This window comes from Streptomyces sp. NPDC001604, from assembly GCF_042893475.1.
In the GTDB taxonomy this organism is placed as follows: Bacteria; Actinomycetota; Actinomycetes; order Streptomycetales; family Streptomycetaceae; genus Streptomyces.
Genome location: NZ_JBIAUY010000003.1, coordinates 671,270 through 686,567 on the forward strand (window position 1 = coordinate 671,270; position 15,298 = coordinate 686,567).

At 69.2% G+C, this 15,298-nt stretch carries 16 protein-coding genes; 9 read left to right on the forward strand and 7 right to left on the reverse strand.

Annotation, left to right across the window (positions count from 1 at the left end; genetic code table 11):
• Positions 1–30: 30 nt before the first annotated feature.
• On the forward strand, positions 31–957 hold the full coding sequence (locus tag ACFY1E_RS12460) for a nuclear transport factor 2 family protein (protein WP_389074586.1): 927 nt from the start codon (positions 31–33) through the stop codon (positions 955–957).
• A gap of 109 nt (positions 958–1,066) precedes the next feature.
• On the opposite strand, the gene ACFY1E_RS12465 is transcribed toward ACFY1E_RS12460, so the two are convergent.
• Positions 1,067–1,975, reverse strand: coding sequence for an SDR family oxidoreductase (locus ACFY1E_RS12465; protein WP_389074589.1), 909 nt, complete (start codon positions 1,973–1,975; stop codon positions 1,067–1,069).
• A gap of 36 nt (positions 1,976–2,011) precedes the next feature.
• Positions 2,012–2,770, reverse strand: a complete 759-nt coding sequence (locus ACFY1E_RS12470) for an SDR family oxidoreductase (RefSeq protein ID WP_389074592.1) — start codon at positions 2,768–2,770, stop codon at positions 2,012–2,014.
• A 123-nt stretch (positions 2,771–2,893) separates the two neighbouring features.
• Between ACFY1E_RS12470 and ACFY1E_RS12475 the strand changes: the two genes are divergently transcribed.
• The 5 genes from ACFY1E_RS12475 (at position 2,894) to ACFY1E_RS12495 (ending at position 6,983) form a co-directional block, all read left to right on the forward strand.
• Positions 2,894–3,667 carry an enoyl-CoA hydratase family protein gene (locus tag ACFY1E_RS12475; protein WP_389074595.1) on the forward strand — a complete coding sequence of 258 codons (774 nt, stop codon included), beginning with the start codon at positions 2,894–2,896 and terminating at the stop codon, positions 3,665–3,667.
• On the forward strand, positions 3,660–4,538 hold the full coding sequence (locus tag ACFY1E_RS12480) for a CoA transferase subunit A (RefSeq protein ID WP_389074597.1): 879 nt from the start codon (positions 3,660–3,662) through the stop codon (positions 4,536–4,538). The genes ACFY1E_RS12475 and ACFY1E_RS12480 overlap by 8 nt, the downstream gene beginning before the upstream one ends.
• Positions 4,535–5,275: a CoA-transferase subunit beta gene (locus ACFY1E_RS12485; protein ID WP_389074600.1), complete on the forward strand. Its 741-nt coding sequence runs from the start codon at positions 4,535–4,537 to the stop codon at positions 5,273–5,275. The genes ACFY1E_RS12480 and ACFY1E_RS12485 overlap by 4 nt, the downstream gene beginning before the upstream one ends.
• Positions 5,275–6,333 carry an NAD(P)H-dependent flavin oxidoreductase gene (locus ACFY1E_RS12490; protein WP_389074602.1) on the forward strand — a complete coding sequence of 353 codons (1,059 nt, stop codon included), beginning with the start codon at positions 5,275–5,277 and terminating at the stop codon, positions 6,331–6,333. Before ACFY1E_RS12485 ends, ACFY1E_RS12490 begins: the two co-directional genes overlap by 1 nt.
• 86 nt (positions 6,334–6,419) lie before the next feature.
• Entirely contained in the window at positions 6,420–6,983 is a 564-nt protein-coding gene (locus tag ACFY1E_RS12495) for a hypothetical protein (protein ID WP_389074605.1), read from the forward strand.
• Between the two features lie 995 nt (positions 6,984–7,978).
• On the opposite strand, the gene ACFY1E_RS12500 is transcribed toward ACFY1E_RS12495, so the two are convergent.
• From ACFY1E_RS12500 to ACFY1E_RS12515, 4 genes are read right to left on the reverse strand one after another with little or no spacing between them, the layout of a single operon-like run.
• Entirely contained in the window at positions 7,979–8,158 is a 180-nt protein-coding gene (locus ACFY1E_RS12500; protein WP_389074608.1) for a hypothetical protein, read from the reverse strand.
• A gap of 48 nt (positions 8,159–8,206) precedes the next feature.
• On the reverse strand, positions 8,207–8,893 hold the full coding sequence (locus ACFY1E_RS12505) for a GntR family transcriptional regulator (RefSeq protein ID WP_389074611.1): 687 nt from the start codon (positions 8,891–8,893) through the stop codon (positions 8,207–8,209).
• A gap of 30 nt (positions 8,894–8,923) precedes the next feature.
• A complete protein-coding gene (locus ACFY1E_RS12510) occupies positions 8,924–9,643 on the reverse strand; it encodes an aspartate/glutamate racemase family protein (protein ID WP_389074614.1) in 720 nt (239 codons plus the stop codon).
• Positions 9,640–10,902 (reverse strand): dicarboxylate/amino acid:cation symporter, encoded by a 1,263-nt coding sequence (locus ACFY1E_RS12515; protein WP_389074616.1) that lies wholly within the window; start codon positions 10,900–10,902, stop codon positions 9,640–9,642. Before ACFY1E_RS12515 ends, ACFY1E_RS12510 begins: the two co-directional genes overlap by 4 nt.
• A gap of 186 nt (positions 10,903–11,088) precedes the next feature.
• On the opposite strand from ACFY1E_RS12515, the gene aspA reads away from it, so the two are divergent.
• Both aspA and ACFY1E_RS12525 read left to right on the forward strand, forming a co-directional pair.
• Positions 11,089–12,513, forward strand: coding sequence for an aspartate ammonia-lyase (gene aspA, locus ACFY1E_RS12520; protein ID WP_389074919.1), 1,425 nt, complete (start codon positions 11,089–11,091; stop codon positions 12,511–12,513).
• 813 nt (positions 12,514–13,326) lie between these two features.
• Positions 13,327–13,467 carry a hypothetical protein gene (locus tag ACFY1E_RS12525; RefSeq protein ID WP_389074618.1) on the forward strand — a complete coding sequence of 47 codons (141 nt, stop codon included), beginning with the start codon at positions 13,327–13,329 and terminating at the stop codon, positions 13,465–13,467.
• Positions 13,468–13,566: 99 nt separating this feature from the next.
• Here the strand turns inward: ACFY1E_RS12525 and ACFY1E_RS12530 are convergent, their stop codons facing one another.
• Positions 13,567–14,259 carry a TetR/AcrR family transcriptional regulator gene (locus ACFY1E_RS12530; RefSeq protein WP_389074621.1) on the reverse strand — a complete coding sequence of 231 codons (693 nt, stop codon included), beginning with the start codon at positions 14,257–14,259 and terminating at the stop codon, positions 13,567–13,569.
• 100 nt (positions 14,260–14,359) lie between these two features.
• Here ACFY1E_RS12530 and ACFY1E_RS12535 point away from each other — a divergent pair, with 100 nt between their 5' ends.
• The gene (locus ACFY1E_RS12535; protein ID WP_389074623.1) at positions 14,360–15,298 is read left to right on the forward strand and encodes an NADP-dependent oxidoreductase; all 939 of its coding nucleotides are present in this window, start codon (positions 14,360–14,362) and stop codon (positions 15,296–15,298) included.

The following is a 15,298-nucleotide window of genomic DNA, read 5'->3' on the forward strand; positions in this document are numbered from 1 at the left end:
TATCGACGCTTATTTCGAAAGGGAACCATCATGACCTCCACCATGTACGGCCGCAGGGCTTTTTTCGCGCTTGCGGCTGCTGTCGTGGGCGCGGCTGCTGTGCCTGTTGCGGCGGTTCCGTCGGCTGCTGCTGCTCGGACCGGCTCCGGGCACGGCGACTCCGCCCGCCTCGAGTACCAGAAGCGCGTCGTCGCCCGCATCGACCATGAGGTGTTCGAGGACGGAAACACCGAGGCCGTCGACCTCTACATGCTTCCCGACTACATCCAGCACAGCCCGTCGGCGCCGAATGGGACACAGGCCCTGAAGAACACGGCCGCCATGTTCGCCCGCGAGTACCCGGACGCGCGGTGGAACATCAAGCGGATCATCTCCGAGGGCGACTACGTCCTGGCCCACTCCAACTTCGTCCTGACACCGGGCACGCCGGGGTGGGCCATCTTCGACATCCTCCGCTTCCAGGACGGCAAGATCGCCGAGCACTGGGACATCGTGCAGGACGTGCCGGAGCACTCCACGGGCGGCCACGACATGTTCTCCACGGAGAGCCGGCCGCGGACCGAGGAGCCCGGGCCGAGGTGGCAGACCGAACACAGCAAGCGGCTCGTCACGGCGTACTTCAACCGGCTCCTGGTGAAGAGGGATCTGGGCGCGATCGACGGGTACGTCGACTGTGACTACCACGAGCACGATCCCGGCATGGCTGACGGGGTGGCCGGCCTCAAGGCCGGGCTGGGCGGGTACTTCGAGCAGTTCCCGCAGCTGCAGGTCATGCCGAAGCGGATGGTCGCGGAGGGCGATCTGGTCGGCGTCCACAGCCACTATGTGGATGTGCCAGGTGAGCGGGGAAGGGCGGTCCTCGACCTGTTCCGGGTACGAGGCGGGAAGATCGTCGAACACTGGGTCACGAAGCAGGAAGTTCCGGAGACTTCGGCCAACGACAACACGATGTTCTGACCTCAAGCTGTCACGAAGTGGACTGCTGACGAGAGCTCAGGCGAGAGCGGTGCTCCTGGTGGAGCACCGCCTGGGGGAAGTGGCCCGCAAGGTTGAATGCCGGCCGCGTTCACCGCGCGCCGTACACGGCACGCGGCACCTCTGCATCCGCCAGCAACTTCAGCGCCGTCTCCCCTGCCTCAGCCGGGTTCCAGCGCGTCCCCTTGTCCGCGCTCGGGCCCGGCCGCCAGCCCTCCATGACCGTGATGCGCCCGCCCTCCACCTCGAAGACCCGGCCGGTCACGCCCGCGCTCGCGCCGCATCCCAGCCACACGACGAGGGGAGAGACGTTCTCGGGGGCCATCGCGTCGAATCCGGTGTCAGGTGCCGCCATCGTCTCGGCGAACGTCCGCTCCGTCATGCGCGTGCGGGCCGCGGGCGCGATCGCGTTGACCTGGACGCCGTAGCGTCCGAGTTCGGCCGCGGCGGCCAGCGTCAGTCCGACGATGCCGGCCTTCGCCGCGCTGTAGTTGCCCTGCCCGACCGACCCCAACAGCCCCGCCCCGCTGCTGGTGTTGACGATCCGCGCCGTCGGCGACCGGCCGGCCTTGGCCTCGGCCCGCCAGTGCGCGGCCGCGTGTTTCAGGGGCAGGAAGTGGCCCTTGAGGTGGACGCGCAGGACGGCGTCCCAGTCGTCCTCATCCAGGTTGACCAGCATGCGGTCGCGCAGGAATCCGGCGTTGTTGACGAGGGTGTCGAGCCTCCCGTACGCCTCCAGGGCGGTGTCGATCAGCGAGACGGCTCCCTCACTGGTGGCTATGTCTCCGCGATGCGCGAGCGCCTCGCCACCGGCCTCGCGGATCTCGTCCACGACGCGTCCCGCCGGGCTGTCCGCGCCCGGTGTGCCGTCGATGCCGACCCCGAGGTCGTTGACGACAACCTTGGCCCCCTCGGCGGCGAACGCGAGGGCGTGGGCACGGCCAAGGCCCTGGCCCGCTCCGGTGATGACGACCACGCGCCCCTCAGCCATTCCTGTCACCTCATGCCCCCTTGTCCTTCGTATGGTTGGCCGCTGTCACACGCTGTCTTCGTTGACCTTTGCCACGTCCAGGAACGCAGGCCGTTCCCCTCCCCCGTGCACCAGCAGACTGGCCCCACTGATGTACGCGGCGGCATCGGAGGCAAGGAAGACGGCGGCCTCGCCGACGTCGACCGGGGTGGCCAGCCGGCCCAGTGGAACCGTGCGCGAGACCGCGGCGATTGCTTCCTCGTCGCCGTAGTGGAGATGCGCCTTCTCCGTGCGGACCATGCCGACGACGAGGGTGTTGACCCGGACCTCCGGGGCCCATTCCACGGCCATGGAACGGGCCAGGTGCTCCAGACCGGCCTTGGCCGCCCCGTAGGCTGCCGTTCCTGGTGAGGGGCGGCTGCCGCTCACGCTACCGATCATGACGATCGATCCGCGGGCCCGCTTGAGATGGTCGTACGCGGCGAGCGAGGCGGTCAGCGGTGCAGTGAGATTGAGGTCCAGGACACGGGCGTGCCATTCGGCGTCGGCCACGGCGAGAGGGCGGTAGGGCGCTCCACCCGCGTTGTTGATCAACACGTCAAGGCGGGGCAGCGCCGCGAAGAAGGCGCGTACGGCGGGCGGGTCGCGCAGGTCGAGCGGGGCGAACTCGACGTTCTTCAGCGGGACTTCAGGCGCCCGCCGGGCGCAGACCAGGACGTCGGCACCCGCCGCGGCGAAGGTCCGTACGATCCCGGCCCCGACGCCGCGGGTACCGCCGGTGACGACGACGGTCCGGCCGGCCTGAGCTTGGTGGGCGTTGTCCACAGGTCCTCCCGCTTGGTTCTCGACGGAGACTGTCGTTCGGATTCGCCTGCTGGTAGCTTCGAAGACTACACCTAACAAATGTTTGGTGGAATTCAGCGGGACGGGAAGGCAGCTGATGCACTGATGGGTGTCTCCACCTCGTTCCCCGAGAACCCGCGGCCAGGGGAACCATCGAAGGGTGTCGCCGTCGTGACGGTGGACTTCCCGCCGGTGAACGCGTTGCCAGTAGGCGGCTGGTTCGCCCTGGCCGACGCCGTGCGGGAGGCGGGCCGCCACCGCGAGGTCCGATGCGTGGTACTGACCGCGGCAGGACGGGGGTTCAACGCGGGCGTGGACATCAAGGAGCTACAGGCGCAGGGCTCAAGCGCGCTGATCGGCGCCAACCGCGGCTGCGCCGAGGCCTTCGCCGCGGTGTACGAGTGCGAAGTGCCCGTGGTGGCAGCGGTGCAGGGATTCTGCCTCGGGGGCGGGATCGGGCTGGTGGGAAACGCCGACGCGATCGTCGCAAGCGAGGACGCCACGTTCGGCCTGCCCGAGCTGGACCGTGGGGCCTTGGGCGCCGCCACGCATCTGGCACGGCTGGTCCCCGGGCATCTGATGCGCGTTTTGTACTACACCTCGCGTACGGTGACCGCGGCCGAGCTGCACGCGCATGGCTCGGTGTGGCGGGTCGTACCGCGGAGCGAACTACACAAGGCCGCACTGGAGTTGGCGGGCGAGATCGCCGCGAAGGACGGTGAGCTGCTCCGGCTCGCCAAGGCCGCTATCAACGGCATCGACCCGGTGGACGTGCGCCGCAGCTACCGCTTCGAGCAGGGCTTCACCTTCGAGGCGAACCTCACCGGGATCGCCGACCGGATTCGTGACACGTTCGGGAGGGAGGGCGTAGGTGGGTGACAAGACGATGACCGCCGAAGATGTGGTCGCCCGGCTGCACAACGGAATGACCCTCGGCATCGGCGGCTGGGGCTCACGCCGCAAGCCCATGACTCTGGTGCGGGCTCTGCTGCGGTCCGATGTCAGAGACCTCACGGTCGTCTCGTACGGCGGCCCGGACGTCGGCATGCTGGCCGCCGCAGGGCGGATCCGGAGACTGGTCACCGCCTTTGTCACCCTCGACTCCATCCCGCTCGAACCGCACTACCGGGCGGCGCGCGAGAGCGGGGCGTTCGAGCTGATGGAGGTCGACGAGGCGATGTTCATGTGGGGCCTGCACGCGGCGGCGAACCGCCTGCCCTTCCTGCCGGTGCGGGCCGGGCTCGGTTCCGATGTGATGCGGGTCAACCCCGGCCTGCGGACCGTGACGTCGCCCTACGAGGACGAGTGGCCGTTCGGTGAGAAAGGCCTGGGTGCGGAGGAGTTCGTCGCGATGCCCGCGCTGCGGCTGGACGCGGCGTTGGTGCACGTCAACCGCGCCGACCGGCTGGGCAACGGCCAGTACCTGGGTCCGGACCCCTACTTCGACGACCTGTTCTGCGAGGCGGCCGACACCGCGTACGTCTCCTGCGAGCGGATCGTCGACACAGCGGAGCTGACGAAGGAGGCCTCGCCGCAGACGCTGCTCGTCAAACGGCACGCGGTGACCGGTGTGGTCGAGGCGCCGGGCGGCAGCCACTTCACGTCCTGCGCCCCCGACCATGTCCGGGACGAGGCCTTCCAGAAGCACTACGCGAGCAGGCCCTGGCCGGAGTTCGCCGAGCGGTTCCTCGGCGGCGACGAGCGGGCCTACCGGTCGGCCGTCCAAGCCTGGCACCAGGAGCGGCGATGAGCCCCGCCGAGGCGGTCACGCGCGCCGAGTACTGCGTGGTCGCCTGCGCCGAGGCCTGGCGGGACGCCGGGGAGATCCTGGCCAGCCCCATGGGTCTCATCCCCTCCGCCGGTGCGCGGCTGGCGAAACGGACCTTCTCACCGGACCTGCTGCTGACCGACGGTGAGGCACTGCTGGTGGGCCTGGATGGCACTGTCGAGGGCTGGCTGCCCTACCGACAGCATCTGGCACTGGTCACCGCCGGACGGCGGCACGTGATGATGGGCGCGAGTCAGATCGATCGCTTCGGCAACCAGAACATCTCTTGCATCGGCGCATGGGAGCGGCCCGAGCGGCAACTCCTGGGTGTGCGGGGCGCGTCGGCCAACACCCTCAACCATCCGACCAGTTACTGGATACCGAAGCACTCACGGCGGGTCTTCGTGGAGAAGGTCGACATGGTGTGCGGGTTGGGATACGACCGGGCGGCGGGCCACCGTGGCACTGCCCGCTTCCATCGCATCGCGCGTGTCGTCTCCAACCTGGGCGTCTTCGACTTCGCCACGCCGGACCACTCGATGCGGCTTGTCTCACTGCACCCGGGTGTCACCGTGGAACAGCTCACGCAGGCGACCTCCTTCGGCCTGACCGTCCCGGACGAGGTGCCGTTCACCCGCGAACCGACCACCGAGGAGCTGCGCCTGATTCGCGAGGTGATCGATCCGGGCAACGCCCGCGCACGGGAGGTCGGGAGCTGATGGAGACCGCGTTCACCCGTCTCGTCGGCGTCCGGCATCCGGTTGTGCAGGCCGGTATGGGGTGGGTGGCGGGTCCTCGGCTGGTCTCGGCCGCCGCGAACGCAGGGGCGCTGGGCATCCTGGCCTCCGCGACCATGACCCTGGACCAGCTGCGGGACGCGATACGGGAGGTGAAATCCCGTACAGACGCTCCATTCGGAGTGAATCTGCGCGCGGACGCCGGGGATGCGGGCGACCGGGTGCGGATCATCGTTGACGAGGGTGTACGGGTTGCGTCCTTCGCGCTGGCCCCCTCACGCGAGCTGATCGCCGACCTCAAGGCGGCGGGAACGGTCGTCATACCCTCCGTGGGCGCCAGCCGGCATGCCGAGAAGGTGGCCGCCTGGGGCGCGGACGCGGTGATCGTGCAGGGTTGCGAAGGGGGCGGGCACACCGGCGCGGTGGCGACGAGCGTGCTTCTGCCGCGGGTCGTGGACGCGGTGGACATCCCGGTGGTGGCGGCAGGCGGCTTCTTCGACGGGCGGGGACTGGTCGCGGCGCTGGCGTACGGGGCAGCGGGCATGGCGATGGGGACACGGTTCCTGCTCACCTCGGACTCGACAGTGCCCGATGCGGTGAAGGCCGCATACCTGGCGGCGACCGTGGAGGACGTCACGGTCACCAGAGCCGTGGACGGGTTGCCACACCGCATGCTGCGCACCCCGTTCGTCGAATCGGTGGAGCGCGCGGGGCCGATACGGGCGCTGCTGCGGTCGGCTGGCCGGGCGTCCAGCTTCCGGAGACTTTCCGGCCTCACCTGGCCGCAGATGATCCGCGACGGCCTCGCGCTCAGGCACGGCAAGCGGCACCTGACCTGGGGCCAGGTGCTGCTTGCCGCAAACACGCCGATGCTGCTGAGGGCGGCCATGGTGGAAGGGCGGACGGACCTCGGGGTGATGGCGTCAGGGCAGGTCGCCGGGGCGATCGACGACCTGCCGTCGTGCGCGGAGCTGGTGGACCGGATCATGCGTGACGCCGTGCGCATCATCGGTGCGCTGCCGGGGGCCGGCACGGAGTGAACGCATGTCCGATTGTTTATCTACCAACCGTTTGGCAGAATGCTTCCACTTCCCGGCGATCCAGCGCCGACGGCAGGAGGAGTCCCATGGCGACGCGAGCGCTTCCGAAGGCGACCGACACTCTCACCGAGATCAATGCGGTGATCGAGCGTCTCGACAACCCGGTCCACCGTCACATGGTCGAGACGGCGCGGGACCACTACTGGGCGGAGGTGGTGTGGGACGTCCCGGCGATCGTCGCGACGCTCGCGCCGATCGCGCCGGTCCTCTACCGCTTCCAGGGCGGAGCGTTCCTGGGCATGGACGGCCTGCGCGTCGAGTCACGCGAGGCGGCGCAGGCGATGTACGAGAGCACACGTGACTCCGGCATGACGATCGGCCCCATGAAGGAACTGAAGCTGACGTTCGGCTCCGAAGGCATCAGCCAGGAGTGCCTCCAGTACGCGGTCATTCCGGGCAGCGGCCTGCCAGGGCTGGCGGAGCAGGTCGACCCGGACAAGTGGTACCTCGTCAGCTGGTACGCCACGACCTACAGCCCGTTCGACGAGGAGAACCGGTACATGACCGGCGAGTTCTGCTACGCCGCCAACAAGCCCCTAACGATCGAGGAGGTCGACCGGGGGGTGGCCAAGGAGCTCATCGGGCTCTAGCGCTAGATCTTCGCCGTGGTTGCAACCACCTCCAGCGCCATCAGCATGTTCCAGCCCCCCATACCGGGCAGCGCCAAGTAGTCGCGAATCAGGGACGTTTCACCCACCGGCCGTCCCCCGCCGCGACGACCACGCCGAGACCGGCCGCGCCGGACAGCAGCAACGCGGTAGCAAGGCGCACGTGGAGCCTCTGGTTGCGCCTGGCCGGCCAGAGCAGGCTCAGCACCGCCAAGGGTACTGGGGCAGAGGCACCGATCCAGGCAAGTGCCTGGGCCGCAGCGTGCTCGAACGCCACTCCCCTTCTCCGCGACATCGGCCCCGTAGGGGCGGAGACGTCCAGCGGCAGACGACATCCAGGCGGCCTCGACGAAGGACTCCGAACCGCCGGACACGGTGAGGAGGGACGACTTATACACCCAGCGCCGTCGTCACGTCCCCCGCCACACAGAGCGGGATGCGGATCTCCCGCGGCGCAGTCCGGCCCGCCACGGGCAGGTGCCGCGTACCGCGACTACGAGGGACGCAGGTGACGACGCAGCTCACCGGGAGACTCCAGCAAGGGGCGCCGCGCCACTCAGGCGCTGCGTCCTGGCCGTTTCCCACAGCGGCACGACGCGTTCGGTCTTCTGCTTCGCCGTGCTCTGCGTAGGGTGCGCGCCCTTCCGAAGCGATACGGGCTGGGTCACGGCAGCCTCCTGGCCGATCAGGGCGCGTCCCACCAGGGAGGCGCCGGCTATGCGTGGTCGTGTACTGCTGGGATCGTCTTGACGCTCTCCCGCGGGTGGCGGACAGAGGGCCCGCCACCTGCAGGTCGCACGTGTACGGTCGACGCAGCATCGGCGTTCTCGTCGATCGCGGGCTTGCCGCGCCGGTAGAGCAGCGCGCTGATGACCATCGTTGCATCCGTGAGCGCTTGTGATGGCGCGGCGTAGCTCGGTATGGGGGGAATGGGAGGAAATCCGGGTGGTCGATCAGGAGTCGAGAAGTCCGGGCACTCATGAGTGCGTCAGGGCAGGCAGCAGGACGCCATCGATGAAACGGGTCATGTAGTCGGCGTCGGCGTACGTCCCGTCGAGGATCGGGCGGGTGGTCGTTACTCCGAGGAGCAGCGTCGGCAGGAAAGTCGCGGCAACCGGCCACGCCGCCAACTCGCCCCGCTTGACGGCCCGTTCCACGATCCGGGTGAGATGGGTGACCTGCGGCCCGGCACAGAGACCCGTGTCCTAACCGGCGGGCGCCTCGGCGAACTGGTTGGTGTCGAAGAGCTGGTTGATGTGGCCGCCGAGTTCGGACCAGTGCCGTCCGGAGAGGTCGGCGGCGGCCCTGGCGTCGCCGCCCGCGCAGACGGCGATGAGTTCGTCGTGGTGTTCGATGGTGTTGCGGCCGCCGAGGAGGGTGGAGAACTTGCGGTAGAGGATGCGGTGGATCTGCGGGTGGAGCTGCTCGACGATCCGGCTGAGTACGGGGTTGTCCGCGGCCGTGATGGGGATGGCGTGGAAGCGGTCGTCGGCGGCGAGCGCTGCGGTGGTGTCGTTGGCGGCGACGGCCCGTTCGAAGTCGCGGTTGGCCTCGCGCATGCGCTCAAGGTCCTGCTTCGTCATGACCGGCACGGCCGTCTCGATCGCGAGCTGGTCGAGGGAGCGCAACACGGCGAGGGTCTTTTCGACGTCACGGCGGTTGAGGGTGGTGATGCGGGTGTAGACGCCGGGCTTCGCTTCGACCAGGCCGATATCGGCGAGCCGAGCGAGCGCCTCGCGCACCGGGGTGCGGCTGAGACCGAGGCGCTCGGCGAGCTCACCGTCCCTGACCTTCTCACCGGGGACGAGCTCCCCACGCACGATGGAGTCGCGCAGGCGATAGAACACCTCGTCACTGAGGAGACGGCGGGAGACAGGCTGGTCAAGTGACATATTGCGTACAGTACATCGCACTCCCCCGCACTATGCGGCTGCGGCCGTGGCCCGGCGGACCAGTGCCTGAGCCAAGACGAGCGCCGGGTCGACGAGGGGGACATCGACGGCGTCGGCGGGCAGGCCGAGCGGGATCTCGGTGCAGCCGGCGACGACCGCCTGCGCACCCTGTTCGGTGAGGCGCCGGGCGGCGCGGGTCAGAAGCTCGGTCGTCCTGTCGTCGCGGATGCCCGCCTTCACCGCGTGGATGGCGGCCATGACCTCGTGGTCCTGGCTGTCGGCGTCGGGCAGCACGAGCCGGATGCCGGAACGGTCCAACCACTCCTGGTACAGCTCCGCGCGCACGGTGCCGGTGGTGGCAAGCAGTCCTGCGGTGCGGATGCGCGGACTCAGGGCGGTGAGGTGCCGGGCGACCTCACCGATCATGTGGACGATGGGCAGGCCGACTTGGTCGGCGATGCGCGGGACAAAGGCGTGCGCGGTGTTGCAGGGGATGGCGATGACAGTGGCCCCGGCCTCGCGCAGGACACGGCTCCCGTCGAGAAGCCAGGGGGTGGGGTCGGGACCGCCGCCCAGCAGCGCCTCGGTGCGGTCGGGGATGGTGGGGTCGGACCAGATGACCGTTCGGAGGTGGTCCTGGTCGCTGGTGCCGGGGGTGGTCGCAACGAGCTTGGCGTAGAAGTCGGCAGTGGCCGCCGGTCCCATGCCGCCGAGGATGCCGATGATCTCCGTACGGGTGGAGGTGGTCACTGTGCGGGTTCCTTCTGGAGGACCGTGGCCCCGGGCTCGGCCGGGGTGTGGGGGTGTTCGCGACTGCCGTGTTTGGCTGCGCGCCGGTTCTCGGAGCTGTCGACGACTGCGGCGGCCAGGGAGTTGCCGATGACGTTCACGCCGGTGCGGGCCATGTCGACGATGAAGTCGACGCCGAGGAGCAGGGCGATGCCCTCGGCCGGCAGTCCGACGGAGTTGCCGGCGGCGATCAGGACGACGATGGACGCGGAGGCGACGCCTGCCATGCCCTTGGAAAGGATCACCAGCACCCCGACCATGAGCAGCAGGGCGGGCACGGAGGTGTCGGCGCCGTAGGCGTTGGCGAGGAAGACCAGGGCGGCGGCCTGGTAGAGGACGGAGCCGTCGGTGTTGAACGAGTAGCCGAGGGGGACGACGAAGGAGGTCGTGGAACGGCTGACCCCGAACGCCTCCAACTTGCCCATGAGCGGGGCCAGTACGGATTCGGAGCTGCGGGTGACGAAGGCGATGCCCGCAAGTCCGGCGATCGACCTGAGCAGTTCGACGTAACGGATGCGGTAGAGCGCGGCGATGAGCGGAAAGAGCACGCCGAGGACGATGGCGAGGCCCGCGTAGACGACGGCGATGAAGCCCGCGAGGCTGCGCAGATTGCCGAAGCCGTAGTAGGCGACGTCGTAGGAGATAAAACCGAGCACGCCCAGCGGGGCGACGCGGATGACGTAGCCGACGACCTTGAACATTACCGCGGAGACGGACTCCAGCACCGAGGCGAAGGGTGCCGCCTTCTCCCCGATCGCGGCCATGGCCACGCCCACCAGCAGCGCGAAGGTGATGGCGCCGAGCAGGTTGCCCTCGCCGAACGCGGCGAAGATGTTCTTCGGCACGGCGTGCAGGATCAGCTCGTGGAAGTCGATGCCCTGGCTCAGGCCGTCCAGGTCCTTGGCGTCGGCACCGTGCACGGGGGCGCCCTTGCCGATGCCGGTGACCTTGGCCAGTCCCACCGCGATCAGCAGGACGACCGTGGTGACGAGCTCGAAGTAAAGGATCGCCTTGCCAGCGATCCGGCCGACCTTCTTGACCGACTCCATGCGGGCGATGCCCAGCACGATGAGCGGGAAGACCAGGGGCAGCACGACGACCTGCACCAGGTTCAGGAACACGTCTCCGAGAATCTTCATCTGCTCGCCCGCGGACGGGGCAAGGGATCCGATGAGGGCTCCGAGGCCGACGGCGATGATCGACTGGATCCCGATCGGCATCCGCAGACATCGTCGCCAGAACCCTGAGGGCCGGGCCGGCCGGGTGTCTGTGCTGGTGGGATCGGATTGAGCAGTGTTCACGAGACCTCCTGGCATACGCAATATATTGCGTTCTGCATGTTGGCGGATACACTGGGCCCGCAAGCGGTGACCTGTCAAGGGGCCCGCATGGACGAGGAGCATCGGATGGCGCTGACCACACGCATGGAGCACGACCTGGTCGGAGACAAGGAGGTCCCCGGCGACGCCTACTACGGCGTGCACACCATGCGGGCCGTGGAGAACTTCGCCATCACCGGGTCGACCATTGCCCAGTTCCCCGACCTGATCAGGTCGCTGGCGGCGGTCAAGCAGGCGGCCGCGCGAGCAAACCGTGACCTCGGCCTGCTGGCGCCGGACATCGCCGAAGCGATCATCAGCGCATGCGAGGAGATCCGCGCCGGACGCCTGCACGAGCAGTTCGTCCTCGATCCCGTCCAAGGCGGGGCGGGCACCTCGACGAACATGAACGCCAACGAGGTCATCGCCAACCGCGCCCTCGAACTCCTCGGCCACCCCCGCGGCTTCTACGACGTGATCCACCCGCTGGACCATGTCAACCTCGGGCAGAGCACCAACGACGTCTACCCCACCGCCGTACGTCTGGCCCTGGTCATCTCGCTGCGCCGGCTCGGCGACTCGCTACAAGCACTGGCCACGGCCTTCACCGCGAAGGCGGCGGAGTTCAGCGACGTACTGAAGATGGGCCGCACGCAGCTACAGGACGCCGTCCCCATGACGCTGGGCCAGGAGTTCACCACTTACGCCGTCATGATCGAGGAGGACCGCCAGCGCCTGAACGAGGCCGCCACACTGCTGCTGGAGTCCCACCTCGGCGGCACGGCCATCGGCACCGGCATCAACGGCCACCCCCGCTACGCCGAACTCGCCTGCGCCCACCTCGCCGAGATCAGCGGCGAACCCGTCCGGCCCGCGAGCGACTTCATCGAAGCCACCCAGGACTGCGGCGCCTTCGTCCAGCTCTCCGGTGTCCTCAAGCGCGTGGCCGTGAAACTCTCCAAGACCTGCAACGACCTGCGCCTGACCTCCTCAGGCCCCACCGCCGGACTCGGCGAGATCAACCTGCCGCCGGTACAGGCTGGTTCGTCGATCATGCCCGGGAAGGTCAACCCGGTGATCCCCGAGGTCGTCAACCAGGTCGCCTTCGAGGTCATCGGCAACGACCTGACCGTGACCATGGCCGCCGAAGCCGGGCAGCTCCAGCTCAACGCCTTCGAACCGGTCATCGCCTACAGCCTGCTGCGCTCCCTGACCCACCTGCGCGCAGCCTGCGACACCCTCGCCACCCGCTGCATCCCCGGCATCACCGCCAACCGCGAACACCTCCACGACACGGTCCACCACTCCATCGGACTGGTCACCGCACTCGCCCCGCACATCGGCTACGCCGCCTCCACCACCCTCGCCCGCCAAGCCCTCGCCACAGGCCGCACCATCAAGGACCTCGCAACGGACACCGGTCTGCTCACCACCGAGGAGTTGGACACGATCCTCCAGCCCGAGAACCTCACTCGACCTTCCACGCAGCCCTCGGCGGCAGCCCCTCAGTGAGCGTCAGCTTGTCGAACACGGGGACCAGCCCAGCCGGTCCGCGACCCGGAGCTCCGGCAACGCTACTTCGTCCCGTCGCTACCGGACCCTGTTATTGCGGACCGGCAGCCGACGCCAGCAGGTCACGCCCGAGCCGAAGCCCAGTTCCGCGGACAGCCCCTCTCTCCGAATGCCGACGTGGAGCAACCGGCCCCTCGCGTTGAGCAAGGTCTTCTGCTGCGTTGACTGTGCCGAGCTTGGCGGGCGGAGTGAGTCCTGGTGTCCGCCGCCCCTACGATCCCGCAGCCACTGCGCCGAGCGAGGCCGAAATCCGGACGCGGATCCTCGTCGCCGCGCACAGCCCCTGGCAACGGCCTGAGCGGGCGTCAGGGGGAGCCGAGCGGGCCGTCCTCGATGCCTTTCCTCATCAGCCATTGCGTGAACGACCGCGCCTCCGGGGACAGTTGTGGGGTGTCCCCGCCGCGCAGGAGGTAATGCGCCCGACGCATCGGGACGAGCCGCTCGTGGGCAGCGCGAACCGTCCGCTGCGGACCGCACCGCGGGCAAAGCGTTCCGGGCTCAGGGCAACATCCAGGCTCTCGGCGGCGAATTCGGTCGCCGCGATGGACGTGTCCACGACCGTGGCCGCTGGACCAGATCGTCGGGGCGCCTACACGTCGGTGTCGGCGTCTCCAGGCTCCACCCAGCGTTCAAGGAACCACACAGCGCCTGGGTCACCATCCAGGCGTTTCGTCTTCGGTTTTTGTCCACAGCCCGGTGGAGGTCTGTTCGGGCGCCCCCATCCACCAGCCCGCGCGACCTCGTAGACGCCATATGGAAGGGGACGACAGCTCCTCCTGCCCGCACGACGGCATCGCGTCTATCCTCCTCCACCAGCTCTACGTGCAGAAGTACGGCTGGGACTGGCTGGCCCGATTCGCCGCCCAGGACGTGCAGTTCGCCCGCGACCCCTGAACCCCGAGCGCCGCCGTCGGCAGAAGTCGATCGGCGTCGGCGGTTCCAGCGCGCCCTCTCCGCCGGTCCCGAGGCCGTCGGTTTGAGGGGTGGGGAACTTCAGGAGATCCCCTTGCCGGTTCGTGTGAGGCGGACCATGGCGCGGTACAGAGCGGTGGGCGCCGGGGCTTCGGGCAGCGCGGGGATCGGGGCGCCGGGGGCGGCGTAGGAGCGGAGCATGTGGCCGACGAGGCGGCGCCAGGTGTCGGGGGCGGCGTCGCCGGTCGCGGCGATCACGCCGGCGTTGGCCATGAGGAGGATGACGAGGTCTGCTGAGTTGAAGTCGTCGCGGAGGTGTCCGCTTTTCTGGGCGCGGGAGATGAGTGCGAGGAAGCCGTTGTACGCCTCGGCGCGGCGGGCCTCCAGCGCCTTGGCGGCGGGGAAGGTCATGGTCAGGACGTCGGCGAAGCCGCGGTCGGCGGCCTGCATGGCACAGACGGCCTCGATGTAGCCGGTGAAGCCGTGCCAGGGGTCGGGGTCGGCGAGGGCCTCGGCGACCGCGTCGGCGTAGGCGTCCATGCGGTCGGCGAAGACCGCGGTGATCAGCTCCTCCCGAGTGGCGAAGCGGCGGGAGAGGGTGGCTTTGCCGACGCCCGCCTCGCGGGCGACCGAGGCCATGGAGACGCCGAGCCCTTCGGTGGCGTAGAGGCGGCGGGCGGCGGCCAGGATGCGGTCGCGGTTGCGTTCGGCGTCGGCGCGCAGTCTTGCTTCGGGCTGCTGTTCGGGGGTTTCGCCGGGGGCGGAAGGAATCATGCCCCCACCCTACCTAAGTGGAACAGGAGGCCCACTTCTGCTGTTACGCTATCGATGCTGGAACCGGGAAGGCCGGTCCACTTATCGAGAGGTGATCGTCATGCGCGCAGTAACCCTGAGCTCCGTCCCCGCCACCCCCGCCGTGACCGAAGTCGACGCACCCCGCCCGGAGGCCGGTGAGCTGCTGGTGAAGGTGGCCGTCTCCTCCGTGAACGGCTTCGACGCGTCTACGGCGGCCGGATATCTGCAGGGGATGATGGAGCACCGCTACCCGCTGGTGCTGGGCAAGGACTTCGCGGGCACCGTCGAGGCCGTCGGCGAGGGCGTGGACGGCTTCGCCGTCGGTGACGCGGTCTTCGGCGTCGTGACGAAGCCGTTCCTGGGCACCGGATCGCTGGCCCAGTACGTCACCGTGCCCGCTGCGATCGGCGTCGCCGAGATCCCTGCGGGTCTGAAGGTGGAGGACGCGGGCGCGCTGGGTCTGGCGGGGGCGGCTGCCTGGGACAGCCTGAACGCGCTGTCCCCGGCCGAGGGCGAGTCGGTGCTGGTCTCGGGTGCCACCGGCGGGGTGGGCGCGCTGGCCGTGCAACTCGCCGCCGCCCGCGGCGCGAAGGTGATCGCGACCGCCCGCCCCGGCAAGGAAGCCGACTTCGTCACCGGCCTGACCGGCGCCGAGATTCACGTCGCCGACTTCACCGGTGACCTGGAGGCCCAGGTCCGCGAGATCGCACCCGACGGCGTCGACGCCGTACTGCACCTGGCGGGCGACGGTGTCCAGCTCGCCGGCCTGCTGCGGCCCGGCGGCAGGATCGCCTCCACCATCGGTCTGACCCAGGATGCCGTCGAGGGCCAGGACGTCACGGTCCACTCGGTGATGGCGGACCCCAACGCCCAGACCCTCACCGCCCTGGCCGAGCAGGCCGCCGCCGGCGCGCTGCGGGTGCCGGTCACGGCCACCTACCCGCTGGAGCAGGCCCCGCAGGCGTTCGCTGCCTTCGGCGCCGGCACGCTCGGCAAGCTCGCCGTCACCTGCTCCTGA